The organism is Pseudomonas sp. FP215, assembly GCF_030687795.1.
In the GTDB taxonomy this organism is placed as follows: Bacteria; Pseudomonadota; Gammaproteobacteria; order Pseudomonadales; family Pseudomonadaceae; genus Aquipseudomonas; species Aquipseudomonas salmasensis.
The window spans coordinates 2,941,879-2,967,824 of record NZ_CP117447.1; the positions used below are offsets into that span (position 1 = coordinate 2,941,879).

The window sequence follows — 25,946 nt, forward strand, 5'->3', positions numbered from 1 at the left end:
CCGTAGTGGCACGTAGCGGTTCAACGTTTTGGATGAATTGTACGAAGGGAGGAGCGAGCTTGCTCGCGAAGAGCCGGAGGGCGCCGCTGTGAACCAGGCAGCCCGCGTTATCGTTAACGATCTTCGCGAGCAAGCTCGCTCCTACAGGCCCTGCTGTAGCGCCGGATCATCGGGGTTTTGTTGCTCCAGTTGGGCGAGCAGCACCTGGACGTTCTGCAACTGCCCGGTCTCTTTCCAGTAATTGACCAGCAACACGCGGGCTTTGCGGTTGGCGGGATCACGCTGGACGATTTCTTCCAACTGGCGCTGGGCCGCCTCTACTTCGTCCTGGGCGTGCAGGGTGGTGGCCAGGTCGTAGCGATAATCCGGATTGTCCGGTTCAAGCTCCACCGCCTTGGACAGGCCGAGCAGGGCGTAGGGGCGCTCGCCATGGTGCAGCAGCCACATGCCCAAGGCATGTTGCAGGTAGGCCGATTCCGGATGCGCCGCCAGTTGCCGGGCCAACAGTTGGCGCGAGTCGTCGGTCTTGCCTTGTTTATCCAGCAGTTCGATTTGCGATACCACCGCTTGCAGGTTGTCCGGCTGTAAACGCATTGCCTGCTCCAGGGCGTTTTGCGCCTCCGGCAGCAGGGCACTGTGGATGTACAGGCGCGCCAATTGAATCCAGCCTTCGGCGGTTTCGGGTTGGGCCTTGAGGGTTTTCACGAATTCGTCGAGTACCTGCTGCAGCGGGCCAAAGTACAGGCCCAGGGTGTCGGGCGACAGGCCGAGCAAGGCGTTGGCGGCGGCAAAGCGCACCGGTTGTTCGGGGTCGTCCAGCACCGGGCCGAGCAGAAGGGTGCGTTGGCCGGTGGGCACCAGGCCGACGATGCTGTGAATCGCGGCTTCGCGCACCAGCGCCGATTCATTGGCCAGGTCTTTATCGGCCAGCTTAAGCGCCTGGGGGCTGGGGTAATTGGGCAATTCAGCATGCAAGGCGGCGCGGCGTTCGGGCGACAGGTCCGGCCGGCCCAACTGTTGGTACAACACACGTGCGGCGCCGGGCTCGCCGTTATGCGCTTGCTTCAAGGCCTTGGAATAGCCATGGGCGATGGCTGGGGGTACGGCCACTGTCGGGGTGCGGGAGAAAAACCAGATGATCAGTACGATCAGCAACAGGGCGCACAGGCCGATGATGGAGTAACGGCGTGACTTTGACATGCAGGCGTCCGAAAGCTTGGGCAGCTAAAAGTGGACAGCTTCGGTCAGCGCACGGCGAGTGTCAAACTTGCGTCAGGTCAGCACGTAGTCCGCTGGTTCCAACGCAGGCGGCAGGTTGACTTCACCCAGGGCTGCGAGAATCTCACGCTCCAATGTCCGCAGGATGGCGTCACACGGCAAGTCGTTTTCGTCGAAGCCAAAAGGGTCCTCCAATTCGTCGCCAATAGCATCCAGGCCAAAGAAGGTGTAGCTGACGATCGCAGTGAACACCGGCGTCAACCAGCCCAGTGGCTCGGCCATGGCGAACGGCAGCAGGATGCAGAACAGGTAGATGGTGCGGTGCAACAGCAGGGTGTAGGGGAAGGGCAGTGGCGTGGTCTTGATCCGCTCACACGCCGCCTGCACCTGGCTCAGGCTGACCAACCGGCTTTCCAGCTGGGTGTAGCGCCATTCGCTGATCACACCCTGTTGGGCCAGGACCGAAAAGCGCGCACCGACCGTTTGCAGCACGCTGTCCGACAGGTTGGGGTGGCTGGCTGGCACGGTGATCCAAGGGTGTATCGCCCGGGCTTGATCTTCATGACGCAAATGCGCGACCAAACCATGGGCAAAACCACATAGGCCGCGCAGCAGGCCAGCACGCTCGGCGGTGTCCCCCAGCACCTGGGTCTCGCGAATCAGCGAACGCACGTCAATGACCATTTGCCCCAGTTGCTTGCGGCCCTCCCACCAACGGTCATAACAGGCGTTGTTACGAAAACTCATGAAGATCGACAGCGACAAGCCCAACAAGGTGAAGGGCGTAGCGTTGACCTTGGAAAAATAGGCGGGGTGCAGGGTTTCCACCAGCACGATGACCGAGGCCAACAGCGTGACCAGCAGACTGCGCCAGGCAATGCGCTTGGCAATGGAGCCTTTGAGGGAGAACAGGATACCCAGTACGTTGGGTTTGGGGCGAACGATCATGGCGGGCTTCTGTGGCGGCGCAGATCATCAGGGTAGAAGCTGGCACCCGGAGCGTCCAATCACTTGGATCGACCGTCTGATCAGTCGACTCAATGACTCTTTGTAGGAGCGAGCTTGCTCGCGAAAAACGGCAACGATAACGCGCGCATTCTGATTAAACGCGGCGCCTGTGAGTTTTTCGCGAGCAAGCTCGCTCCTACAGATAGCCATGGCCAAACCAGTCAGCCAAGTTGAAAGCTTTGACCATTGCCGCTGCGCCGCTCTGGAGCGACTATTTCAGCAGTTTTATCAAGTTGAAAATGTCCTGAAAATAAAAACACAGAAGGATAGAAAGCGATGCGTGAGTATTTGGCTGCCACCACCGAGTTTGATTACCAGCACACCGTCGACGCCGCACTGGCCGGCGATCTGCAAGCGCTCAATGCCTGTGTGGAGTGTTGTGACCGTCACGCACTGCCGGGGCGTATCGCGTTGTTCTGGGAAGGCAAGGACGGGCGTAGCGCCACCTCGACCTTTACCGAACTGCAGGAGCAGGCCGCGCGTTTTGCCAACTTCCTGCTGGCCCGGGGCGTCAAGCGCGGTGACAAGGTGGCGGGCCTGCTGCCGCGTACCGCCGAATTGCTGGTGGTGGTGTTGGCGACGTGGCGCATCGGCGCGGTCTATCAGCCACTGTTTACCGCGTTCGGTCCCAAGGCGATTGAACACCGCTTGAACAGTTCCGGTGCAGCGCTGGTGGTCACCGATGCAGTGAACCGCGCAAAGCTGGCTGAAGTCGCCGACTGCCCGACCATCGTCACGGTGGCCGGGGCCAAGGGCGAAGGCATCGTGCGTGGCGATTACAGCTTCTGGGCCGAACTGCCCAATTACTCTTCTTACTGCGAGCCGGTGCTGCTGGGCGCAGAGGAGCCGTTCCTGCTGATGTTCACCTCGGGCACCACCGGCCCGTCCAAGGCGCTGTCGGTGCCGCTCAAGGCCATCGTCGCGTTCCAGGGCTACATGCGCGACGCCATGGACTTGCGCCCCGAAGACGCGTTCTGGAACGTCGCAGACCCTGGCTGGGCCTATGGCATCTATTTCGGCGTGACCGGGCCGTTGTCCATGGGGCACCCGATCACCTTCTACGATGGCCCGTTCACCCTGGAAAGCACCTGCCGGGTGATCAATAAATACGCAATCACCAACCTGACCGGTTCGCCCACGGCGTATCGCCTGCTGATTGCCGGTGGCGAACAGTTCGCGCGTTCGATCAAGGGCAAGCTGCGCATCGTCAGCAGCGCCGGCGAGCCGTTGAACCCGGAGGTGATTCGCTGGTTCGCCGACAACCTGGGCGTGACCATCCACGACCATTACGGCCAGACCGAACTGGGTATGGTGCTGTGCAACCACCACGGCCTGGCGCATCCGGTGCACGTGGGTTCGGCGGGTTTTGCCTCGCCTGGGCATCGCATCGTGGTGCTGGATGACAACCACCAGGAGCTGCCGGCCGGCCAGCCTGGCATTCTGGCCATCGACCGTGAGCAATCGCCGATGTGCTGGTTCGCCGGATACGACGGCGTGAAGACCAAGGCGTTTGTTGGCAAGTACTACCTCAGCGGCGACACCGTGGAGCTGAACCCGGACGGCAGCATCAGCTTTGTCGGGCGCAGCGACGACGTGATCACTACGTCCGGCTATCGCGTGGGCCCCTTCGACGTGGAAAGCGCGTTGGTCGAACACCCTGCGGTGGTCGAGGCGGCGGTGGTCGGCAAGCCTTGCCCGGAGCGCACCGAGCTGGTCAAAGCCTTTGTGGTGATCAGCGAGCAATACCGCGCCACCCCCGAGTTGGCCGAAGAGCTGCGCCTGCATGTGCGCCAGCGCCTGGCCGCCCATGCCTACCCACGGGAAATCGAATTTGTCAGCGACTTGCCCAAGACCCCGAGCGGCAAGCTGCAACGCTTTATTTTGCGCAATCAGGAAATAGCCAAGGCCCAGGCGGCCGTGGCTTGATCTCTTTAAAAGGAAACAACGATGCAGATTGAAAACAAAGTATTCCTGGTCAGCGGCGGCGCGTCGGGCCTCGGCGCGGCCACCGCTGAAATGCTGATTGCCGCGGGTGCCAAGGTGATGCTGGTGGACTTGAACGCCGACGCCGTGGCCGCCAAGGCCCAGCAACTGGGCGACAACGCCCGCAGTGCCGTGGCGGACATCAGCCAGGAAGCCGCTGCAGAAGCAGCGGTGAAGGCAGCGGTAGACGCATTTGGTGGCTTGCATGGCCTGGTCAACTGCGCGGGTGTGGTGCGTGGCGAGAAGATCCTCGGAAAGAATGGCCCGCATGGCCTGGCAAACTTTGCCCAGGTGATCAACGTCAACCTGATCGGCAGCTTCAACCTGCTGCGCCTGGCCGCTGCGGCGATCGCTGAAACCGAGGCGAATGCCGACGGCGAACGCGGCGTGATCATCAATACCGCCTCGGTGGCGGCCTTCGATGGGCAGATTGGCCAGGCTGCGTATGCCGCCTCCAAGGGCGCGATTGCCAGCCTCACCTTGCCTGCCGCACGGGAACTGGCGCGCTTTGGCATCCGCGTGATGACCATCGCACCGGGCATTTTCGAAACGCCAATGATGGCCGGCATGACCCCAGAGGTGCGTGAGTCCCTGGCTGCCGGTGTGCCGTTCCCACCACGCCTGGGCAAACCCGCCGAATATGCCGCGCTGGTACGCCACATTATTGAAAACAGCATGCTCAATGGCGAGGTGATCCGTCTCGACGGTGCCTTGCGCATGGCGGCCAAATAAGGAGCAATGGCTATGAACGACCCTATTGTGATTGTCAGCGCCGTGCGCACGCCCATGGGCGGGTTTCAGGGCGACCTTAAAAGCCTGACCGCGCCGCAGCTGGGCGCTGCCGCCATTCGTGCGGCGGTCGAGCGTGCCGGTATCGCCACCGATGCCGTCGACGAAGTCCTGTTTGGCTGTGTACTGCCCGCCGGGCTTGGGCAAGCGCCTGCCCGCCAGGCCGCCCTGGGCGCCGGGTTGGACAAGGGCACGCGCTGCACCACCCTCAACAAAATGTGCGGATCCGGCATGGAAGCGACGATTCTGGCCCACGATTCGCTGCGCGCTGGCAGCGTCGATGTGGTAATCGCCGGCGGCATGGAAAGCATGTCCAACGCCCCGTACCTGCTGGACCGCGCGCGCAGCGGTTACCGCATGGGCCACGGCAAGGTGCTTGACCATATGTTCCTCGACGGCCTCGAAGACGCCTACGACAAGGGCCGCCTGATGGGCACCTTTGCCGAGGACTGCGCCGAGCACAACGGTTTTACCCGTGAAGCCCAGGACGCGTTCGCCATTGCCTCCCTGACCCGCGCACAGGAGGCCATCACCCACGGCAGCTTTGCCAGCGAAATCGTCCCGGTGCAGGTCACCGTGGGCAAGGAACAAAAAACCATCCTGCACGATGAGCAACCGCCGAAAGCCAAGCTGGACAAGATTGCCAGCCTGAAACCGGCGTTCCGCGACGGCGGTACAGTGACAGCGGCCAACTCCAGCTCGATTTCCGATGGCGCCGCGGCGTTGTTGTTGATGCGTGAGTCCGAGGCGCTCAAGCGCGGCCTCAAGCCTTTGGCGGTGATCCACGGGCATGCCGCGTTTGCCGATGAGCCTGGGCTGTTTCCGGTGGCGCCGGTGGGAGCGATCCGCAAGCTGATGAGCAAGACCGGCTGGAGCCTCGACGAAGTGGACCTGTTCGAAATCAACGAGGCCTTCGCCGTGGTCAGCCTGGTGACCATGAGCAAGCTGGAGATTCCCCACGACAAGGTCAACGTGCACGGCGGCGCCTGTGCATTGGGCCACCCCATTGGTGCCTCTGGCGCACGCATCCTGGTGACATTGCTCGCGGCCCTGCGCCAGAAGGGGCTCAAGCGTGGTGTCGCCGCCATCTGCATTGGCGGCGGTGAAGCCACGGCGATGGCCGTTGAATGCCTGTATTGAGGATGACCTATGTTGCCCAATGACGAACAACTGCAAATCAGCGACGCCGCCCGGCAATTTGCCCAGGAACGTTTGAAACCCTTCGCCGCCGAGTGGGACCGCGAGCATCGCTTTCCCAAGGAGGCCATCGCGGAAATGGCCGAACTGGGCTTTTTCGGCATGCTGGTGCCAGAACAGTGGGGCGGTTGCGACACCGGCTACCTGGCCTACGCCATGGCCCTGGAAGAAATCGCCGCGGGCGACGGCGCCTGCTCCACGATCATGAGCGTGCACAACTCGGTGGGTTGCGTGCCGATCCTCAAGTTTGGCAATGACCAGCAGAAAGATCAGTTCCTCACACCCTTGGCCAGCGGCGCTATGCTGGGTGCTTTTGCGCTGACCGAACCCCAGGCCGGTTCCGATGCCAGCAGCCTGAAAACCCGTGCACGCCTTGAAGGCGACCACTATGTACTCAACGGCTGCAAACAGTTCATCACCTCCGGGCAAAACGCCGGGATCGTGATTGTGTTTGCGGTCACCGACCCGGCTGCGGGCAAGCGCGGAATCAGCGCGTTTATCGTGCCCACCGATTCGCCGGGCTACACCGTGGCGCGGGTGGAAGACAAGCTGGGGCAACATGCCTCGGACACTTGCCAGATCCTGTTTGAAGACGTGAAAGTGCCGGTGGCCAACCGCCTGGGCGAGGAGGGCGAAGGTTATAAAATCGCCCTGGCCAACCTGGAAGGCGGCCGCGTGGGCATTGCCTCCCAGTCGGTGGGCATGGCCCGCGCCGCCTTCGAAGCGGCCCGCGACTATGCCCGTGAACGTGAAAGCTTTGGCAAGCCGCTGATCGAACACCAAGCCGTCGCCTTTCGCCTGGCCGACATGGCCACCCAGATCGCCGTCGCCCGGCAGATGGTGCATTACGCCGCCGCCCTGCGTGACAGCGGCAAGCCGGCGCTGGTGGAGGCGTCCATGGCCAAGTTGTTTGCCTCGGAAATGGCCGAGAAAGTCTGCTCGGCCGCCTTGCAAACCTTGGGCGGTTACGGTTACCTGAACGACTTCCCCCTGGAGCGGATCTACCGTGATGTGCGGGTCTGCCAGATTTACGAAGGCACCAGCGATATTCAACGCATGGTCATCTCACGCAATCTTTAAGGAGCCGAGACATGAGTTACGAAACCATCCTGCTTGACGTTCAGGGCCGTGTCGGGCTGATCACGCTTAACCGCCCCAGCGCACTGAACGCCTTGAATGCGCAACTGGTCAGCGAGCTGAACCAGGCGCTGGACAGCCTGGAAGCCAACCCGGAAATTGGCTGCATCGTGCTGACTGGTTCGAAAAAAGCCTTCGCGGCCGGTGCCGACATCAAGGAAATGGCCGAGCTGACCTACCCGCAGATCTATATGGACGACCTGTTCAGCGACAGCGACCGTGTGGCCAACCGCCGCAAGCCGATCATTGCCGCCGTGAATGGTTTCGCTCTGGGCGGCGGCTGCGAGCTGGCCCTGATGTGTGACTTTATCCTTGCCGGCGACACCGCCAAGTTCGGCCAGCCGGAAATCAACCTGGGCGTGCTGCCAGGCATGGGCGGCACCCAGCGCCTGACCCGTGCGGTGGGCAAGGCCAAGGCCATGGAGATGTGCCTGACCGGGCGCTTTATCGACGCGGTAGAGGCCGAGCGCTGCGGGATTGTGGCGCGCATCGTGCCCGCCGATGAGCTGCTGGACGAGGCGCTGAAAGTAGCTACCCTGATCGCCGGTAAATCCGTGCCGATCAGCATGATGGTCAAGGAAAGTGTGAACCGTGCGTTTGAAGTCAGCCTGTCTGAAGGCGTGCGTTTTGAGCGTCGGGTGTTTCATGCGGCGTTTGCGACCCAGGACCAGAAGGAAGGCATGGCCGCGTTTGTGGCCAAGCGGGCGCCGGAATTCAAGGATAAGTAACCTGGTGGGGGGTGTGGCCTGCCTGCGATGGGGGTCTCCCAGCCGACACCTAGCTACCTGACACCCCAACGATCCAACTGTGGGAGCTGGCTTGCCTGCGATGGCGGCCTGCCAGCCGACACCTATCTACCTGATACCCCCGCGATCCTACTGTGGGAGCGGGCTTGCTCGCGAAGGTGGCCTGGCAGTCAACACAGTTGGACTGAGTACATATCCGTTATTTAGGTAACGGCCACTTAGGGTTCCGCCCTGACGGCGTCTTACTTTTGAAAAGCGCAAAAGTAAGCAAAACGCTCTTGCCCCACCACTCGGCACCTCGCCTAGGCTCGGTGTGCCCGTAATCCGCCAGTGATTTGGGGGGCCGCCGCCACGCGCCATCCATGGCGCGGGGCGGCTAAACCGGCATCCCTGCCGGTTTACCCCCCAAATCCCTGTCGAATTCCGGCCAGCGTGGTTTGACGGGGCGCCTAAGATCAAGAGCAGATCAAAAGCAGAGCAAGAGCAAGAGCGGCTCGCTTCGCATCGTGGTTACCGTTGATTGGTACCCTGATGTACCGAGGTGTCTGCATCGCAGGCAAGCCATAATGCCAGACGGTCAAGGCATTTTTGTAGGAGCGAGCTTGCTCGCGAAAAGCTCACAGACGCCGCGGTCAGTCAGCAAGCACGCGTTATCGCTGACGTTTTTCGCGAGCAAGCTCGCTCCTACAGAAGGCGATGGTGTGGTGTCCGTCAGAGCTGGTAGTTTTTCAACTCCCTGGCAATCACCATCCGCTGAATCTCGCTGGTGCCTTCGTAAATCTGCGTGATCCGTGCATCCCGGTAGTAGCGCTCCACCGGGTAATCCTCCAAATACCCATACCCACCATGGATCTGCATTGCCTTGGAGCAGACTCGTTCGGCCATTTCCGAGGCGAACAGCTTGGCCTGGGAGGCTTCGGACAAGCAGGGTTTGCCGGCGGTGCGCAGGCGTGCGGCGTGGAGGATCAGCAGGCGCGCAGCGTTGAGTTGGGTTTGCATGTCGGCCAGCAGGTTGGCCACGCTCTGGTGTTCGATGATCGCTTTGTCGAACTGCACCCGATCACGGGCGTAGGCCAGCGCGGCTTCAAACGCGGCGCGGGCAATGCCTAGGGCCTGGGCGGCGATGCCGATGCGTCCGCCTTCCAGGTTGGAGAGGGCGATGGCCAGGCCCTTGCCGCGCTCACCCAGCAGGTTGGCTTCAGGAACCTTGCATTGGTTGAGCGTGACCGCGCAGGTGTCTGACGCACGGATGCCCATCTTGTGCTCGGTGCGGTCGACCACGAAACCTGGGGTATCAGTCGGTACCAGGAACGCCGAAATGCCTTTCTTGCCCAGTTCCGGGTCGGTCACGGCGAACACGATGGCCAGCTTGGCGCGCTTGCCATTGCTGACGAACTGCTTGGCGCCATTGATGACCCATTGCCCGTCACGCAACTCGGCACGGGTGCGTAGGTTATGGGCCTCGGAACCGGCCTGGGGTTCGGTCAGGCAGAAGCAACCGATGGCTTGGCCACTGGCGAGTTCTGCCAGCCAGGTGTTTTTCTGCTCGGTTGTGCCGTAGTTGAGGATCGGCCCACAACCCACTGAATTATGGATACTCATCAGCGCGCCCGTCGCAGCGTCACCGGCGGAGATTTCCTCCACGGCCAGGGCGTAGGCGACGTAGTCGACATAGGTGCCGCCCCATTCTTCCGGCACCACCATGCCCAGCAGGCCCAGCTCGCCCATCTTCGCCACCAGGGCGTCGTCGATCCAGCCGGCTTTCTCCCAGGCTTGGGCATGGGGGGCGATTTCGCCACGGGCAAAATCGCGGGCCATGTCGCGGATCATCACTTGTTCTTCAGTGTATTCAAGATCTTGCATGGCTTATTTCCCAATCTGCACGAAGTCGCGGAAGAAGCTCTCGACATGGCTGGCATCCAGCAAATGGAGGGTGGGTGGGTTCCACTTCGGAGTCTTGTCCTTGTCGATGATCAGGGCGCGAACCCCTTCGATCAGGTCGCCGCGCTCGAACCATTGGCGATCCAGGTGCAGTTCGAGGGCAAAGCACTGTTCCAGTGGCAAGTGGCGGCCACGGCGCAGCATCTCCAGGGTCACGGCCATGGCCAGGGGCGAGCGGGTCTGCATGAGGTTGGCGGTGGTCAACGCCCAGTCATGGCTATCGGCCACGGTGACTTGTTGCAGTTGCTCGACGATGCTGGGCACGTCCGGCAACCCGAAGAAATGGTCAATGGCCGGGCGCAAGGCCGCCAACGGGGCGTCGGGCAGTTGCTGTACGGCGAGCTTGGCGAGTGCGCCTTGCAAGTCCTTGAGCGGCGAGTCGTGCCATTGCAGGCCGTCGAGTTTCTGGTCCAGCTCAACCAGCTTGGCGCTGTCGATGTACCAGTCTGCCAGCCCACAATACAAGGCATCCGCTGCGCGAATCTGCACCCCGGTCACCCCAAGATAAGTGCCCAGCTCGCCAGCAATACGCGAGAGAAAATAGCTGCCGCCCACATCCGGGAAGTACCCGATGGCCACTTCCGGCATCGCCAGGCGGCTGCGTTCGGTAACCACCCGCAGGTCTGCGCCTTGCACCAGGCCCATGCCACCGCCGAGGACGAAGCCGTCCATCAATGCCAGTACGGGTTTACGGTAGTGGTGAATGGCCAAGTCGAGGGCATATTCCTCGACGAAGAAATCCTGGTGGAGGGTGTCGCCTTGCTTGAAGCTGTCGTACAGCGAACGGATGTCGCCGCCAGCGCAAAATGCTTTCTCGCCGGCGCCGCGCAGTACCACGGCGTAGACCTCGGGGTCGACGGCCCAGGCCTGCAAGCGCGCGGTTAACTGGCGGACCATGTCCAAGGTGATGGCGTTCAAGCCGGCGGGGCGGTTGAGGGTGAGGTGGCCGATATGGTTACGCACCTGTGCCAGAACAGCGTCCTGCTGGACCTCGGCGTGGCTTGCTTGGGATGAAACCTGAGCAGTCATCTCTAACTCCCTGCTTTTATTGTCTTTATCAAGATGTTCACGGGTGAACTCTCTTGTGATCGTACCAGTGCAAATTTGCCCCGTACAACCCGGAATCGTGCAGGTCGTTGTTGCATTTATGCAGTGCCGGTCAAACCACCCGGCTGGCCAGAACCTCGCCGATACTGCGACGCCGGGCATGGCCCTCGGCGGCGTGGATCAGTTGCTCCAGCTCTGTCGGTTCGACGTCGTAGAACTGCTCCATCTCGGCCAGCGCCAGCTTGAGGTCGGCTGCCGTGATGCTCGGCTCGCTGACGGCGGTGGCAGTGCCCAGGATAACCGGTGCAGGCTCGGCAAGCCCCTTGGGGTAACGCGTACGCGTGGCGTTGTTATAGGCCAGCGCACAGGCGAGCAGGGCGCCAGCGCCGAGCATCACCGGCGCCAGTTCGTACCAGCCAAGGGCGACAGATGCCGGATCGGCCAGCACCAGGGTCATGGCCAGCCCACCGGCCGGCGGGTGCAGGCAGCGTAGCCAGCAGATGAGGACCACTGTCATACCCGCCGCCAGGCACGCGCTGCCCAAGGTGCGCCCCAGGACGCGGGCGACCAGCAGCGCCACGACGCCTGCACACAGGTAACTGCCGATGATCGACCAGGGTTGGGCCAGCGCACCCGATGACACGGCAAACAACAGCACCGCCGAGGCACCCAGAGGGCCGAGCAGGTGCAGGGCCACCTCCATGCCGAATACTTGGGCACAAGCCCAGACACTCAATAGCGTGCCCAGGGCCATGCCGATGGCTGCACGGCTCCATTCGGCGGGACGGGTGTTGATTGCAGCGGGTAACCAGCGAGCGAGCATTGAAAGACGGTCCATAAACGGCGGGCGAAAAAAAAGGCCTGCCTGGTTTCCCGGAACAGCCCTTTGAAGGTTCCAACATTGGGGGAAGGAACCTGTGCAGTGTGCCGCGCTTGATCCAGGGGCGCTACTGCATATTAATGAAGGTTAAATGCAAAACAAATGCAGTTAAAAGGCGTCGCCGTAGGTGATCGGCCCGGTGGCTGTGGCCGTCGTTGGGTTGATCTTGCCCAGCACGCGACTGTGGGTTTCTTCATTGAACAGGCGCTCTTGCAGGTCTTCGCGCAGCCTGGGATCGTCGGCCAGCGGCCCCTTCAACGCCACCAGTGCGTCACGCAACGCCATCAAACGATCCAGCCTGGGTAAAGGTACGGTTAACAGGTCATCTCGCACGGCATTGTCCTCTCAATGAAGTAAGCCATCGCGCGCGGGCAGCCTACAACGTCCTTGTTGTTGTGAAGTGCCCTGACCCAAGCGCTACAGGTTGGTCCTGACGGTCGGGTGGTAGATAGTGAGTGCACGTGGCAGCGAGTCTACAGTTGGGCTCCGAGCACCGGAAGGGAAAGTGCACCAGCCATTACGCAAACAAATGTAGGCACTTTCTTGGTACCTATGATGAAAGCCGCCCACTCGTGGAGGAGTGGGCGTTCTTTCTTACAATGCAGCCGGAAAAGCACTCAGGGCGTCGAGGTTTTTGCCAAATGCAGCAACACATAGGGGGTTTTGTCGAACGCTGCCGTGAGCGTCGGCGTGATTGAGCGCAGGCGCGGATCGTCCAGCGCCTGGAAGTCGGCCTGGCTCATCACTATCCATGCCGGCGCCTGGACGGGTTTCAATTCGGCGGGCAGCTGAGTAAACAACGGCACCTTGTCGCAATCGAAGTTGACCATGAACTTGATGGCTTTCGCGTCTTTGCCCAGTGCATGCAACACCAGCGGCGCCGGTTGCTGCTGAACGTGCGCCTTGACGGCGAGGCTGAAGGTGCGGGTGTCGTACACCTGACGTTCCAGCGGTTCGACCACCATGATGTAGGTGCTCCACAGGGCGAGCACGGCGGCCAGGGCGGGCCCGTAGGTGCGCAGCCGCGAGCGGAACAATGCCAGTAGGGCCAGCACCTGCAGCACACCCAGCACGACGAAGATCAGCACCAGGTCGGCCAGCGGCTCCGGGTAACGCCGCCGCGCCACCACCAGGCCAATGACCAGCAGCGTTGGCAAGAGCGTCCAGATGCCCAGCATCAAGGCGCGCAGCCAGGCAAACAGCCGCCCTTGCGTGGCCTGGAAGGGGTAAGCGGCAATGATCGCAGCCATCGGCAACATCGGCAGGATATAACGCGCTTTCTTGGCTTGGGGCACCGACAGCCCCAGCATCACCAGCACACCCGCTGCTGCGCAGTAGAGCACCAGCTTCAAGGCCGGGTCCGGCGCGCGTCGACCGCCCATCAGCACCGCCAGCAGCACTAACAATGCCAGTGGATAGGCCAGGGCGTAATTGCCCAAAGAGCTGGTGAAGTAATACAGCACGCCGCCGGAGCCTTCACTGCCATCCATGCGCCCCAGGAACTGCATGCGAATCACGTCATGCATGAAGTCTTCGCCACCGCTGAGCTTGGCCAGCAGCAGCAACAGGCCGACGCACGCCGCCAGCAGCGCCAGTGCCAGCAGCCCGAAGCTGAACAGCTGGCGCCACTGGCGGTTGATCAGGTAGTAGCTGCACAACACGCCCGTAGGGATCACCAGGCCAATCGGCCCACGAATGGCAAACCCCAACAGCAGCAGCAAAAACACCCAATGCAGGCGCTTTGCAGCGGCGAAATGGTCATGGGCATAGCCCAGGTAGAACACCGCCAACGCCACGGCGGCGAGCATCTGATCCAGGGATACTGCGCGGGTTTCGCTGATGAAGGTACTGCTGAGCAGCAGCATCGCAATGCTCAGCAGGCCCCAACGCGGCGAGTAGGGCGCGGTGAGGCGATAGACCAGCACCACGATCAGCGCCGACGCCGCCGCCGTGGGCAGCCACGCCGTCAGGCTGGTGACCTGGCCCAAGGGCAACGACAGCAGCCACGTCAGCAGGGTCGACGTCGCCAGGTAATCGGCGTACGGCTGGCCATAGGTGGTGGGGAAGAAGCTTGGCCCATGGCGCAACATTTCCTGGGCAAACAGCACGAAGCGCGAATCGAAGCCGATGATCGCCTGGTGCCAGTTGCCGGCGATAAACAGCACCAGCGCCAAGAGCCCAAGCCCCAGCGACTGATGACGGATCGTTGCACGCTGCGCGGACGGTAAGGCGATGTTCACCTAGCAAGCGTCCTTGACCTGTTCCACCCAGTTTTGCTGGGGGATCGGTAACTCGCAGGAGTCGCCGCGGCCGATGGGGAAGTACTTGAAGCCTTTGCGCGCCAGGCGTTCGCCGTCGTACAGGTTACGGCCGTCGAAGATCACCGGGGTTTTCAGGCGCTGGTGAATCAGGTCAAAGTCCGGCGCCTTGAATTGCTGCCACTCGGTACACACGATCAACGCATCGGCGCCGCCCAAGGTGGATTCCGGGGTGCCCATCAGCATCAAGCGCGGGTCGTCGCCGTAGATGCGTTGGGTTTCCTGCATGGCTTCCGGGTCGAAGGCACGCACATTGGCGCCGGCGGCCCACAGGGCTTCCATCAGCACACGGCTGGGGGCGTCACGCATGTCATCGGTGTTGGGCTTGAAGGCCAGGCCCCACAGGGCGAACGTCTTGCCCTTGAGGTTGCCCTGGAAGAACGCGTTGATGCGCTCGAACAGCTTGCTCTTCTGGCGCTGGTTGATGGCTTCCACCGCTTCGAGCAGGTCGCTGGAGCAGTTGGCCTGCTTGGCGCTATGGATCAGGGCGCGCATGTCTTTGGGGAAGCACGAGCCGCCATAACCGCAGCCGGGGTAGATAAAGTGGTAGCCGATGCGCGAGTCGGCACCAATGCCCAGGCGCACCGACTCAATGTCGGCGCCCAGGTGTTCGGCCAGTTCGGCGATCTGGTTGATGAAGCTGATCTTGGTGGCCAGCATGCAGTTGGCGGCGTACTTGGTCAGTTCGGCGCTGCGCAGGTCCATGAAGATGATGCGGTCGTGGTTGCGGTTGAAGGGCGCGTACAGGTCGCGCATCACGTCACGTACTTCTTCACGCTCACAGCCGATGATGATCCGGTCCGGGCGGCGGCAGTCGGCAACGGCGGAGCCTTCCTTGAGGAATTCCGGGTTGGAGACGATATCGAACTGCAGCTCACGGCCGGCGGCGCGCAGGTTATTGAGGATGTGATCGCGCAACGTGTCGCCGGTGCCGACCGGTACGGTGGATTTCTCCACCAGGATTACCGGCGCCACGCGGTGGCGGGCAACTGCATCACCCACCGACAGCACGTATTTCAAGTCGGCCGAACCGTCTTCATCCGACGGCGTGCCCACGGCAATAAACAGCACTTCACCGTGTTCGACGGCGAGTTTCTCATCGTGGGTAAAGCGCAGGCGTCCGCTTTCCAGGTTGTCCTTGACCATGGCTGCCAAGCCCGGCTCGAAGATGGTCACATGACCCTTCTGCAGCGATTCGACCTTGTGCTTGTCAACGTCCATGCAAATGACATCGTGACCGACTTCGGCTAATACAGTGGCCTGGACCAGACCAACGTAACCACTACCAAATACACTGATTTTCATGGGGTATTCCTGGGACTTGAGGTGCTAGCACGACGAGAGTTGATAACCAGTACACCGAGGATGACCAAGGCCACCCCCAGGGTTTTTGAAAGCGAGAAATTTTCGTTGAACACTGGCAGGCTGGCGGCCAGCAAATACACCAACGCGTAACTGATGCTGAGCAGCGAATAGGCTCGGCCCAGGGGTAAGTGCTTCAGTGCGCCGAGCCAGCACAGCATCGACAGCGCATAGGCGATGATCGCCAGGATCACCACGCCAAGGGCACCCAGGTCGACGCTGTTATCCGTGAAGGCGGCCAGCCATTCAGAGGGGAGGGGCAGGCGCGTCATGCTCCAGCGCATGCCCAGTTGGGCACCACTCACCAGGCCGACACTGCCCAAGGCCAGGGCGAAACCCCGCACGCGGCTCATACCTGACGCCCCAGCAAGACCACGCCAGCAATCACCAGCCCCACACCCAGCCAGTGACGGCCATCAATGGGCTCGTGGAACACAAAGCGCGCCATCAGCGTGACCAGCACAAAATTCAGGCTGAGCATGGGGTAGGCAATGCCCACTTCCAGACGCTGCAACACCAGCAGCCACACCAGCAAGCCCAGGCCCAGGCACACCAGCGCCGACCACAACCACGGCGAGCGCAGTTTCAAGGTCCAGCCATCCGGCACGCCGCGCCAGCTTTCCACAGCAAACTTTTGCGAGACCTGGCCCATGCACGTGAGCAGGCAGGCCGTGAGCAGTAGCAGCAGGGTGATCATGGCGCGACCTGCGGGAAAATCAGGATCACGATCTTGCCCTGCGCATAACGCTTGCCGTCGGTAGGCAGCAGGGCGAGTTCTTCCTTTTCACCGGTGCTATTGACGCGCATCACCACGCCCACCGCGCCGGTACGACGGGTTTCGGCCATCCATGACTGGATGCGGTTACGGTCGACCAGGCGCGGCGCCGTGTCCTCGTAAGCCAGGCCGTACTTGACCTCACCCGAGGTGTTGTACAGCGTGATATCGGGGCGTTTGAGGCGCCAGGACAACGCCGAGGCGGCGCCCAGGTCGTTGCTCAGCAGGGCAACGCTGGGCTGCAACTCGTCGATGTGATCGATGATGAATTGGTCCGGGGTCTTGTTGTAAACCACCGAATGAGGCAACGCCGCAGGCACCAGCAGCACCAGTAAGCCACTGCCGATCAGCGGCGCGGCCCACAATTTCAGCGGGCGTGCCGCTTGCAGCAGATTGACCACGATCCAACCGAACAAGAAGATGAACACCAGCACCAAGCTGAGGGTCTCTTCACCCGGTTCGTATACCGGCTTCTTCAACTGGAACCAGCTGAGGGCCAGCAATACCAGCACACCGATCGCCAGGTTCAACCAACCATTGATGCGTAGCACGCGGCCGCGACCTTGAGCCAGTTTGTCACTCAAGGCCGAGCCCATCAGCAAGGCCAAGGGCAACATGCACGGCATGATGTAGGAGGGCAGCTTGCCTTTGGCCAGGCTGAAAAAGGCCAGGGGCATCAACAACCACAGCAGCAGGAACGCGGTTTTCGGCACGCGCCGTTGCAGCCAGGCCTGGTTGAACGCGGACGGCAGAACGGCGACCCACGGCAGCGCGAACGCGACCAGCAGCGGCAGGTAATACCAGAAGGGTTCGGCGTGCTGGGCGTCTTCACCGGCAAAGCGTTGAATGTGCTCGTGCCAGAAAAAGAAATGCCAGTAGTCCGGCTCTTGCAGGTGCACAGCTAACGCCCACGGCAGGCTGACAGCAATCGCTACCACCACGGCAACAGGGCCAAACTTGCACAACTCACCAAAACGTTTTTGCCAGACGGCGTAGGGCAGGGCGACCAGCACCGGCAGCAACCAGGCCAGGAAGCCCTTGGTCATGAAGCCCATGCCGCACGCCAGGCCCAGCAAGGCCCAAGACCACAAGCGCGCACGCCGGGTGGTGCTGTCGAAACAAAACCACAAGGCCACGCCCGTCAGGTTGACCCAGAAGGTGAACTGCGGGTCCAGGTTGGCATAGCCGCCCAGCGCGGCCACGCTGACGAAGCTCATGTAGAGCAGCGTGCTGACCAGGCTCTTTTGCGGGTCGTTCCACAACCGGCGAGACACCAGATACACCAGCAGAATGCTCAAACCGGTACTCAAGGCCGAGGCAAACCGTACGCCAAACAGGTTCTGCCCGAAGATCGCCTGGCCCAGCGCAATCATCCAATAGCCTGCGGCGGGCTTCTCGAAGTAGCGAATGCCCATGAAGTGCGGCGCAGCCCACTTGCCGGTCAGCAGCATTTCCTGGCTGATTTGCGCATAGCGGGTTTCATCGGGAATCCACAGGCCATGGGTGGCCAACGGCAGCAGGTAGAACACGGCGAACGCCAGCAGGAGCAGGGGCAACGCCCAGCGGCGGATCATGCCTGCTGCACTCCCAGCCAACCCTCGCGGCCGCTCAAGGCGCCGCGCACCAGCTGTTGCTGGGGCAGGGTGGTCGCATCCGCAGGCAACAGCTCGCCCAAGGGTTTGAAATCAATGCCGCGCTGCCCGGCCTGGGCGAGCAACTGGCGAAAATCATTGGCCATCAGAATCCCTTCTACTTCTGCGTGGATCGTATAGACGTTCAGCTTTGACGCGCTGAACCGATCAAGAATGAAGCGGTTGAAATCGTTGGCAGCCACCACCGGCCCGACGACTTCGTCGAAGGTCGGCAGGTCTACCGGAATTTGTGGGGTGCCCGCGCTGCCATCGGCCAAGGTTGGTCGAAACAGGCTGGTGCCCCGGCAATCGCTGTTGTAGCGAAAGTTGAAGCTTTGCTTGGCTTGCACCACGCGCTCATCGGCACGCCAGCCGGCGGCCGCTGAACAGTCGACGCGCTCGCCGAGGATGTCGCTCAAGGTGTCTACGCCGCGTCGAATCTGCTCGACCAGCTGTGCCTCGCTCCAGCGCCCGGTGTTGGCCTGCCAGCCATGGTGGTCCCAGGCGTGCAGGCCGACTTCATGCCCGGCGGCCTTGGCCTGGCGCATCAAATGCCCCAGGTCGCGGCCAATCGGCTTGCCTGGCCAGGCGGTACCGGCCAGCAAGATATCCCAGCCATACAGGCCGGCAGCGTTGGAACGCAGCATCTTCCACAAAAACTGCGGGCGGATCAGGCGCCACAAGTGGCGCCCCATGTTGTCCGGCCCGACACTGAAGAAGAACGTCGCTTTGACCCCGGCTTCGGCCAGGGAGTCGAGCAACCGTGGCACACCTTCACGGGTGCCGCGGTAGGTGTCGACGTCGATGCGAAGACCTGCCTGCATTACTTTTTGTCCGCAATTTCAAGCATGGCTTCACGCAGGAAGAAATCGAGCGTGTTGCCGATGGTTTCGCTCATCTGCACGCTCGGCTCCCAGTTCAGCAGGCGCTTGGCGTTTTCGATGCTTGGCTTGCGGTGCGCCACGTCCTGGTAGCCGGTGCCGTAGAACGCCTTGCTCTCGACGTCGCGGAACCCAGCGAACGGCGGGAAGTTGTGGCGCAGCGGGTGAGCCTCGAACTGACGCAGCAGCTCTTCGCCCAACTGGCGGATGCTGGCTTCGTTTTCGGGGTTGCCGATGTTGATGATCTGGCCGTCGCACACGCCATTGTCGTTATCAATGATGCGCGCCAGGGCTTCGATGCCGTCGGCAATGTCGGTGAAGCAACGCTTCTGCTCACCACCGTCGAACAGACGGATCGGCGTGCCTTCCACCAGGTTCAGGATCAGCTGGGTAATGGCGCGGGAGCTGCCGATGCGCGCCGAGTCTAGGCGGTCCAGGCGCGGGCCCATCCAGTTGAACGGACGGAACAGGGTGAACTTCAGACCCTTGTCGCCGTAGGCCCAGATCACGCGGTCCAGCAGTTGCTTGGAGACAGAGTAGATCCAGCGCTGCTTGTTGACCGGGCCCACCACCAGGTTGGAGGTGTCTTCGTCGAAGTACTGGTCTTGGCACATGCCATAGACTTCGGAGGTCGACGGGAAAATCACGCGCTTGTTGTACTTGACGCAGTAGCGCACCAGCTTGAGGTTTTCTTCAAAATCCAGTTCGAACACGCGCAGCGGGTTACGGGTGTATTCGATCGGCGTGGCGATGGCCACCAGCGGCAGCACCACGTCGCATTTCTTGATGTGGTACTCGATCCACTCAGTGTGGATGCTGATATCGCCTTCCACATAATGGAAATTCGGGTGGCTGCGCAGGCGCTCGATGGCGTCGGAGCCGATGTCCAGGCCATAGACTTCGTAGCGGTCGTCACGCAGCAGGCGCTCGGACAAGTGGTTACCGATAAAACCGTTGACGCCCAGAATCAGCACGCGAGTGCGGCGCGGCTTGCGGCCCGACTCGGCGCCGCGCAGTACGGAGCCATCCACCAGGCCCAGCTCATCGGCCAGGGACGGGCCCGCCAGGTACAGGCCGTTTTCGTTGCGCTGGCCGAACTTGACCACCAGGGAGTCTTCACCGCAGGCAATGCGCAGCGGGTTGACGCTGATTACACGGCCAGGCGCCAGACCTTCGTTGCCCTTGACCACATCGGCTTGCCACACGATCAGCTTGTGCTCGCCCACGGCGCAGAAGGCGCCCGGATACGGCTGGGTCACTGCGCGCACCAGGTTGAACAGTTGCTCGGCGGGCTGTTTCCAGTCCAGCTTGCCATCGGCGGCGGTGCGACGACCGAAGTAGGTGGCTTTGCTCTCGTCCTGGGCGGTTTCGCTCAGCTTGCCCTGGGCCAGCTGTGGCAGGGCATCGCGTAGCAGGGCAGCGGCTGCATCACGCAGCTTGGCGTGCAGGCTCAGGCCGGTATCGCTGCGTTCGATGGTGACTTGCTGCTGGGCCAGGATGGCGCCGGCATCGGCACGCTTGACCATGCGATGCAGGGTCACGCCGGTTTCGGTTTCGCCGTTGACCAGCACCCAGTTGGCCGGGGCGCGGCCACGGTATTTAGGCAGCAACGAGCCGTGCAGGTTGAACGCGCCTTTGCGAGCGGTGGCCAATAGCGGTTCGCTCAGCAGGTTGCGGTAGTAGAACGAGAAGATGTACTCCGGGTTCAGCTTGGCAATGCGTTCGATCCACAGCGGGTGGTTGGCGTCTTCCGGTGCATGTACCGGGATGCCGTTGCGTGCGCAGAGTTGGGCGACGGAACCGTAGAAGTTGTTTTCCTTGGGGTCATCGGCATGGGTGAACACGGCGGCAATGTCGTAACCGGCGCTGAGCAGCGCTTCAATGCCTGCGCAGCCAATATCGTGGTAGGCGAATACAACAGCTTTTGAACTCATGACTGGACCTGATCCGAAGAAGAAGTAGACGTATGGGAAGACACCAGGCCGTCAACCACGACGACTGGAGCCGGTGCTGCCGGTTGGTTGCGCAGCACTTTTTCAATAAAGAAGCGTGGGCGGGCGCGTACATCGCTGTACATGCGGCCCAGGTATTCGCCCAGCAGGCCCATGCCGATGAACTGGCCACCGGTGAACACGAACAGCACCGCAAACAGCACGAACAGGCCATCACCCGCCCAGTCGGCGCCGAACGCCAGGCGCATGACAATCAGGGCAAAGGCAAACAGCACGCCGAGCGCCGCGAGGCTAAAGCCGACGATGGACAGCAGGCGCAAGGGCGTGGTGGTCATGCACGTCAGCAGGTCGAACATCAGGCTGATCAGGCGCATGGCGCTGTATTTGGATTCGCCATGTTCACGTTCGGCGTGGTGCACCAGGATTTCCGTGGTGTGGCGGGCAAAGCCGTTGGCCAGGATAGGAATGAACGTGCTGCGCTCACGGCAGGCGAGCATGGCGTCGACGATGGTGCGGCGGTAGGCGCGCAACATGCAGCCGTAGTCGGTCATGGCCACGCCGGTAGAGCGCTGCACGGCGAGGTTGATCAAGCGCGACGGCCAGCGGCGGAAGGCCGAGTCCTGGCGGTTATTGCGCACGGTGGCGACCACGTCGTAGCCCAGGGCGGCTTGTTCGACCAGGCGCGGGATTTCTTCCGGCGGGTTCTGCAGGTCGGCGTCGAGGGTGATCACCACTTCGCCACGGCACTGTTCAAAGCCGGCCATGATCGCCGCGTGCTGGCCGTAGTTGCGGTTAAGGATCACCGCCACCACATTGCTGCCGTCTTCGGCGGCGGCGTCTTCGAGCAGTTGGGCCGAATTGTCGCGGCTACCGTCATCCACCAGGATGATTTCGTATTCGTAAGCCAGTTGCTTGCAGGCTGCCGTGGTGCGACGCAGCAACTCAGGCAGGCTTTCTTGTTCGTTGTAGACCGGGATAACGATCGACACGCAATGAATAGGGTAGGGTTTCAAAGATTCATGACCTCGGGCTAAAGCGACTTCAAGCGTGAAAACAGCAGCGTTCATTGGGCAAAACTACAGCCCGCAGGTTACAAAACGGGGCCAAAGATGATGCGTTTTCAATAGGTTAGTCGATAATCCACGGATTGCTCTTAAGTGTTGCCTACAAGGTTAAGCGCAAAAATGTGCAACGAATATGAAAGGCGGATGAAAAACTCGTTTATTTGACAGGCAGACAGCTAGGGTTCAGCTAAGTAATCAAGGCGTTACAGGTAAGCCTCACAGGGCGATATCGGAGCTTCGTGCAGGGCGCTTGGTTCAATTTGAGCGAGGCGATCAGGCCAATGCGCGCCCTTCAACAATCTTCTCTGCATTGGCGCTCAAGTGCCGGTAAAGTAAGCCCTCTCTTGCCAGGGTACTCGGATGAATAGCGTGCAGCTTTTGCGCGGCCCATTGCGGCCCGTGCTGATGGGATTGTTGATGACGGTGGCCTGTGTCACCAGCGTGCGGGCCGATCAGGGCGTTGCGCTGACGCCTCTGGCGCAGGTGCCGGAAGGGGTGGAAGTGCGCGGCAAGCAAGTCGCCGCGTATACCTGGGATGACCGCCAGGGCAAAAACCTGCTGGTACTCGCCGAGCAAGTCGGTGAGCGCGATGACGATGGTACCCAATCGGCCTTTGTCTACGCGGCGCAGTACGTGCTGAGTGGCGAGCGCCCCAAGCGCGTGTGGATGCTGTATGACGATGTGCAGCACTGCGAGTTCGACGCCGGGCTGCGCTTTGACCGGGCAGCAACCAAGGTCACCGACCTGCTGGGCGATGGCAATACCCAGGCTACCGTCGGCTATTCACGCGCTTGCACCAGTGACGTCAGTCCCAACGAATTCAAGCTGATCATGCATGTCGGCAAGTCCGAGAAGTATCGTCTGCGTGGCCTTGACCGCGTGGGCGCCAGTTGGTGGGACGAGGACGCGGGCGCCTTGCGCGGTATGCCACTGCCTACTGACTGCAGCGTCACTGCGCAGCAAGCGTTGGTCAGCCAATACAAGGAGCAGGGCACCGAACTGCCACTGCCGGGCTGCTATGGCGACGAGAAGGACTTTGCCAAGGCACCGGACAGTTACCTTTCCTTTATGCGCCAGCAGTGGTTCGCGCTGATGCAGCAACAGGACGCCGACTGGAGCCAGTCCCTGGCCCAACCCCAGGCAGCCAGCGAGGACGACGATACAGCCCCGTGATTTTGTGCCAGGGCCGGTCCTGGGTTAGACTCGGCCTTCGCCAACCCACTAAATACATCGACTAATCAAATAGTTGGTCGGTGTATTTAATCCAAAGGCTGATCTACCTTGACCGAGTCCATTTGCAACCCGCTGACCCTTTATCTCACCCGCCTGGCGCCTTCCAGCCAACTGACCATGCGCTACGTGCTGCAGGATGCCGCCGACCGCCTGGGTTTCGAAGACCTCAATCTCGAAGAGATTGACTGGCACCTGCTGCAGCCCGAACACGTTATCGCACTGGTGGCTGCCTTGCGCGAGGACGGCTTTGCGCCGAACACCTCGTCGCTGTATGTGAATGCGGTGCGCGGGGTGATGAATGAAGCGTGGCGCATGAGCTTGATCAGCCAGGACCACCTGTTGAAGATGCGCTCGGTCAAGGCCACACCAGGCACGCGCCTGGGCCAGGGCCGCAACCTGCGCCGCACCTTGATCCGCGAGATGCTCGACGTCTGCGCCGCCGACCCTCGGCCCCAGGGCCTGCGGGATGCCGCAGTGATCGGCCTGTTATATGGCTCGGGCATGCGCAAGTCGGAGTCGGTCAACCTGGACTTGGCGCAGATCAACTTTGACGAGCGCAGCTTGCGCGTGATCGGCAAGGGCAACAAAGAACTCGTCAAGTACGCGCCGGACTGGGCGTTTGCCAAACTTCAGGCCTGGCTGGCGTTTCGTCGCGAGCAGCTCAAGGAAGGTGAGCAGGACGATAGCTTCCTGTTCAACCGCATCCGTCGAGGCAGCCATATCACCCGGGAACGCATTACCAAGCATGCGATTTACTACATCGCGCGCCAGCGTGGTGATCAGGTGGGTGTCAAGATCATGCCCCATGATTTCCGTCGTTCGTTTATCACGCGGGTGATCGAGGAGCATGATTTGTCGATTGCGCAGAAGTTGGCGCATCACACCAATATCCAGACCACTGCCAGCTATGACGTGCGTGACGACAATGAGCGGCGGCGGGCGGTGGATCGGTTTGATTTGTAGGCGGCGGGGACATGTGGGAGCTGGCTTGCCTGCGATGACGGCCTGCCAGCCGACGCCTATCTGACACCCCGCGATCCAACTGTGGGAGCGGGCTTGCTCGCGAAGGCGGCCTGGCAGGCGACACAGTTGGATTGGGTATATATCCATTGCTGCGGTAACGGCTACTTAGGGTTCCGCCCTGACGGCGGCTCACTTTTGAAAAGCGCAAAAGTAAGCAAAACGCTCTTGCCCCACCACTCGGCACCTCGCCTGGGCTCGGTGTGCCCTCACTCCGGCTTGAATCCGTGGGCCGCCGTCATGGGCCATCCTTGGCCCAGGACGGCTAACCCGGCGTCCTGCCGGGTTACCCACGAATTCAAGCCTGCGTTCGGCCAGCGTGGTTTAACGGGGCGCCTGAGATCAAGATCAAAAGCAGAGCAACGGCAAGATCAAGAGCGACTCGCTTCGCATCGTGGTTACCGTTGGCTGCTACAACCATACTCAGGAGGAGGGCGGGGCGCTTGAAGCCAAATGAGCCGGTAAGCGCCGCAGCGTCCACCAGGTGGTCAGCATCGCGGCGAGCGCACATAGCGCGATACCGATCAACATTGGCGCCGGGGTATGATCGGCAAACACGCCCACCAAGGTCATCGCCACAGCCGCCGTGACCATCTGGATCGCGCCCAGCAGTGCAGACGCAGAACCGGCCACTGCACCGTGATCCTCTAACGACAACACCCCGGCCGCCGGCAATAGCAGGCCAAGAAAGCCAAAACCAATAAACAACAGCCCCATCATCAGGGCCAGGCTGTCGCCCCACAGCGTAGTCGCCGCCAGCAAGCTCATGACCGCCGCCACGCCCACCACCGACCAGCGAATCAACGGCGCCAGGCCAAAGCGGGCGCTGAGGCGTGCGGTCAGTTGGCTCATGGCGAAAAACGAAGCTGCGTTGAGGGCAAAGCACAGGCTGAACTGGGTTGGTGTCAGGCCAAAAAACTCGATGTACACGAAAGGCGCGCTACCGATGAACACAAAGAAGGTAGCCAGGCCAAACCCGCACACCACCGACAAGCCCGTGAAAACCGGGTCGCGGAGCAGGGCGCCATAACTGCCGAACGCCTGGCCCAGGGTCTTGCCCAGGCGGCGCTCGGCCGGGTGGGTTTCTGGCAGTTGTACGGCGGTCATCAGAAGACACAGCACGGCCACCACCGCCAACACGGCAAACACTTCGCGCCAGCTCCAGATCGAAATCACCAGGCTGCCAGCCAGTGGCGCGAGGATCGGTGAAACACTCATCACCAGCATCAACAAAGCCATAAGACGCGCCGCTTCATGGCCGGTGTACAGGTCGCGGACGATCGCCCGGGGGATCACCATCCCCGCACAGGCACCGAACGCCTGCACCGCACGAAAGCCGATCAACACTTCGATAGTCGGGGCCAGCGCACAGCCGACGCTGCCAATGGCAAAGATCACCAGACCCGCGTAAATCGGTGGTTTACGCCCGAACACATCGCTGAGGGGGCCGTAGAACAGCTGGCACACACCGATAATCATGAAGAACACCGTCAAACTCATCTGCACCGTCGCCGGCGTGGCCTGGAGGCTGGCGCCCAGGGTGGGCAACGCTGGCAGGTAGATGTCGATGGCAAAGGGGCCGACGGCGGTGATCAAGCCCAACAGCAGGGCGAGACGGGCGATACGTTGAGGCATTAGGCAGATCCAGGTAGAGCAATGGACGGTCAGCTTAAGGGAACCGCGCAGATCCGCAAACTTAGGCTTCACTAACAGGCAACAGCTGCCGATACAGCTAGCAGCGACACTCAAACGGTTGGGTTCCCA

General features: G+C 61.6%; 22 protein-coding genes. 7 read left to right on the plus strand and 15 right to left on the minus strand.

What is annotated here, in order from left to right; translation table 11 throughout:
- Nucleotides 1-141 precede the first annotated feature (141 nt).
- A complete protein-coding gene (locus PSH76_RS13390; protein WP_098951460.1) occupies nt 142-1,200 on the minus strand; it encodes a tetratricopeptide repeat protein in 1,059 nt (352 codons plus the stop codon).
- A 72-nt stretch (nt 1,201-1,272) separates the two neighbouring features.
- Complete coding sequence (locus PSH76_RS13395; RefSeq protein WP_098951462.1) at nt 1,273-2,166, minus strand: bestrophin family protein; 894 nt, start codon at nt 2,164-2,166, stop codon at nt 1,273-1,275.
- A gap of 336 nt (nt 2,167-2,502) precedes the next feature.
- On the opposite strand from PSH76_RS13395, the gene PSH76_RS13400 reads away from it, so the two are divergent.
- From PSH76_RS13400 to PSH76_RS13420, 5 genes are read left to right on the plus strand one after another with little or no spacing between them, the layout of a single operon-like run.
- Nucleotides 2,503-4,152 carry an AMP-binding protein gene (locus tag PSH76_RS13400; RefSeq protein WP_305494264.1) on the plus strand — a complete coding sequence of 550 codons (1,650 nt, stop codon included), beginning with the start codon at nt 2,503-2,505 and terminating at the stop codon, nt 4,150-4,152.
- A 21-nt stretch (nt 4,153-4,173) separates the two neighbouring features.
- Complete coding sequence (locus PSH76_RS13405; protein ID WP_138762751.1) at nt 4,174-4,941, plus strand: SDR family NAD(P)-dependent oxidoreductase; 768 nt, start codon at nt 4,174-4,176, stop codon at nt 4,939-4,941.
- A 12-nt stretch (nt 4,942-4,953) separates the two neighbouring features.
- Nucleotides 4,954-6,138: an acetyl-CoA C-acyltransferase gene (locus tag PSH76_RS13410; RefSeq protein ID WP_047710882.1), complete on the plus strand. Its 1,185-nt coding sequence runs from the start codon at nt 4,954-4,956 to the stop codon at nt 6,136-6,138.
- A gap of 9 nt (nt 6,139-6,147) precedes the next feature.
- Nucleotides 6,148-7,275: an acyl-CoA dehydrogenase gene (locus PSH76_RS13415; RefSeq protein WP_305494265.1), complete on the plus strand. Its 1,128-nt coding sequence runs from the start codon at nt 6,148-6,150 to the stop codon at nt 7,273-7,275.
- 11 nt (nt 7,276-7,286) lie between these two features.
- On the plus strand, nt 7,287-8,060 hold the full coding sequence (locus tag PSH76_RS13420) for an enoyl-CoA hydratase (protein WP_169918347.1): 774 nt from the start codon (nt 7,287-7,289) through the stop codon (nt 8,058-8,060).
- A 729-nt stretch (nt 8,061-8,789) separates the two neighbouring features.
- Here PSH76_RS13420 and PSH76_RS13425 read toward each other — a convergent pair.
- The 12 genes from PSH76_RS13425 to arnC form a co-directional block, all read right to left on the minus strand.
- Nucleotides 8,790-9,941 (minus strand): acyl-CoA dehydrogenase family protein, encoded by a 1,152-nt coding sequence (locus PSH76_RS13425; protein ID WP_034135655.1) that lies wholly within the window; start codon nt 9,939-9,941, stop codon nt 8,790-8,792.
- Between the two features lie 3 nt (nt 9,942-9,944).
- Nucleotides 9,945-11,048, minus strand: a complete 1,104-nt coding sequence (locus PSH76_RS13430) for an enoyl-CoA hydratase/isomerase family protein (protein WP_305494266.1) — start codon at nt 11,046-11,048, stop codon at nt 9,945-9,947.
- Nucleotides 11,049-11,178: 130 nt separating this feature from the next.
- Entirely contained in the window at nt 11,179-11,889 is a 711-nt protein-coding gene (locus PSH76_RS13435; protein ID WP_003191232.1) for an HPP family protein, read from the minus strand.
- Nucleotides 11,890-12,054: 165 nt separating this feature from the next.
- Entirely contained in the window at nt 12,055-12,231 is a 177-nt protein-coding gene (locus PSH76_RS13440; RefSeq protein ID WP_078467354.1) for a hypothetical protein, read from the minus strand.
- Nucleotides 12,232-12,563: 332 nt separating this feature from the next.
- Complete coding sequence (locus PSH76_RS13445) at nt 12,564-14,186, minus strand: glycosyltransferase family 39 protein (RefSeq protein WP_305494267.1); 1,623 nt, start codon at nt 14,184-14,186, stop codon at nt 12,564-12,566.
- Nucleotides 14,187-15,569 carry a UDP-glucose/GDP-mannose dehydrogenase family protein gene (locus tag PSH76_RS13450; RefSeq protein ID WP_014718468.1) on the minus strand — a complete coding sequence of 461 codons (1,383 nt, stop codon included), beginning with the start codon at nt 15,567-15,569 and terminating at the stop codon, nt 14,187-14,189.
- The gene (gene arnF, locus PSH76_RS13455; RefSeq protein ID WP_032897300.1) at nt 15,566-15,979 is read right to left on the minus strand and encodes a 4-amino-4-deoxy-L-arabinose-phosphoundecaprenol flippase subunit ArnF; all 414 of its coding nucleotides are present in this window, start codon (nt 15,977-15,979) and stop codon (nt 15,566-15,568) included. Before arnF ends, PSH76_RS13450 begins: the two co-directional genes overlap by 4 nt.
- Nucleotides 15,976-16,323, minus strand: a complete 348-nt coding sequence (gene arnE / locus PSH76_RS13460) for a 4-amino-4-deoxy-L-arabinose-phosphoundecaprenol flippase subunit ArnE (protein ID WP_098951475.1) — start codon at nt 16,321-16,323, stop codon at nt 15,976-15,978. The genes arnF and arnE overlap by 4 nt, the downstream gene beginning before the upstream one ends.
- Entirely contained in the window at nt 16,320-17,975 is a 1,656-nt protein-coding gene (gene arnT, locus PSH76_RS13465) for a lipid IV(A) 4-amino-4-deoxy-L-arabinosyltransferase (protein WP_305494268.1), read from the minus strand. The genes arnE and arnT overlap by 4 nt, the downstream gene beginning before the upstream one ends.
- Entirely contained in the window at nt 17,972-18,856 is an 885-nt protein-coding gene (gene arnD, locus PSH76_RS13470) for a 4-deoxy-4-formamido-L-arabinose-phosphoundecaprenol deformylase (RefSeq protein ID WP_305494269.1), read from the minus strand. Before arnD ends, arnT begins: the two co-directional genes overlap by 4 nt.
- Entirely contained in the window at nt 18,856-20,847 is a 1,992-nt protein-coding gene (arnA, locus tag PSH76_RS13475) for a bifunctional UDP-4-amino-4-deoxy-L-arabinose formyltransferase/UDP-glucuronic acid oxidase ArnA (RefSeq protein ID WP_305494270.1), read from the minus strand. Before arnA ends, arnD begins: the two co-directional genes overlap by 1 nt.
- Nucleotides 20,844-21,878 carry an undecaprenyl-phosphate 4-deoxy-4-formamido-L-arabinose transferase gene (gene arnC / locus PSH76_RS13480; protein WP_003191219.1) on the minus strand — a complete coding sequence of 345 codons (1,035 nt, stop codon included), beginning with the start codon at nt 21,876-21,878 and terminating at the stop codon, nt 20,844-20,846. Before arnC ends, arnA begins: the two co-directional genes overlap by 4 nt.
- Before the next feature lie 411 nt (nt 21,879-22,289).
- On the opposite strand from arnC, the gene PSH76_RS13485 reads away from it, so the two are divergent.
- Together PSH76_RS13485 and xerC are read left to right on the plus strand one after the other, a co-directional pair.
- A complete protein-coding gene (locus tag PSH76_RS13485) occupies nt 22,290-23,102 on the plus strand; it encodes a M949_RS01915 family surface polysaccharide biosynthesis protein (protein WP_305494271.1) in 813 nt (270 codons plus the stop codon).
- A 108-nt stretch (nt 23,103-23,210) separates the two neighbouring features.
- Nucleotides 23,211-24,125, plus strand: coding sequence for a tyrosine recombinase XerC (gene xerC / locus PSH76_RS13490; protein WP_056783188.1), 915 nt, complete (start codon nt 23,211-23,213; stop codon nt 24,123-24,125).
- Between the two features lie 480 nt (nt 24,126-24,605).
- On the opposite strand, the gene PSH76_RS13495 is transcribed toward xerC, so the two are convergent.
- Nucleotides 24,606-25,817, minus strand: a complete 1,212-nt coding sequence (locus tag PSH76_RS13495) for a multidrug effflux MFS transporter (RefSeq protein WP_305494272.1) — start codon at nt 25,815-25,817, stop codon at nt 24,606-24,608.
- Between the last annotated feature and the right edge of the window lie 129 nt (nt 25,818-25,946).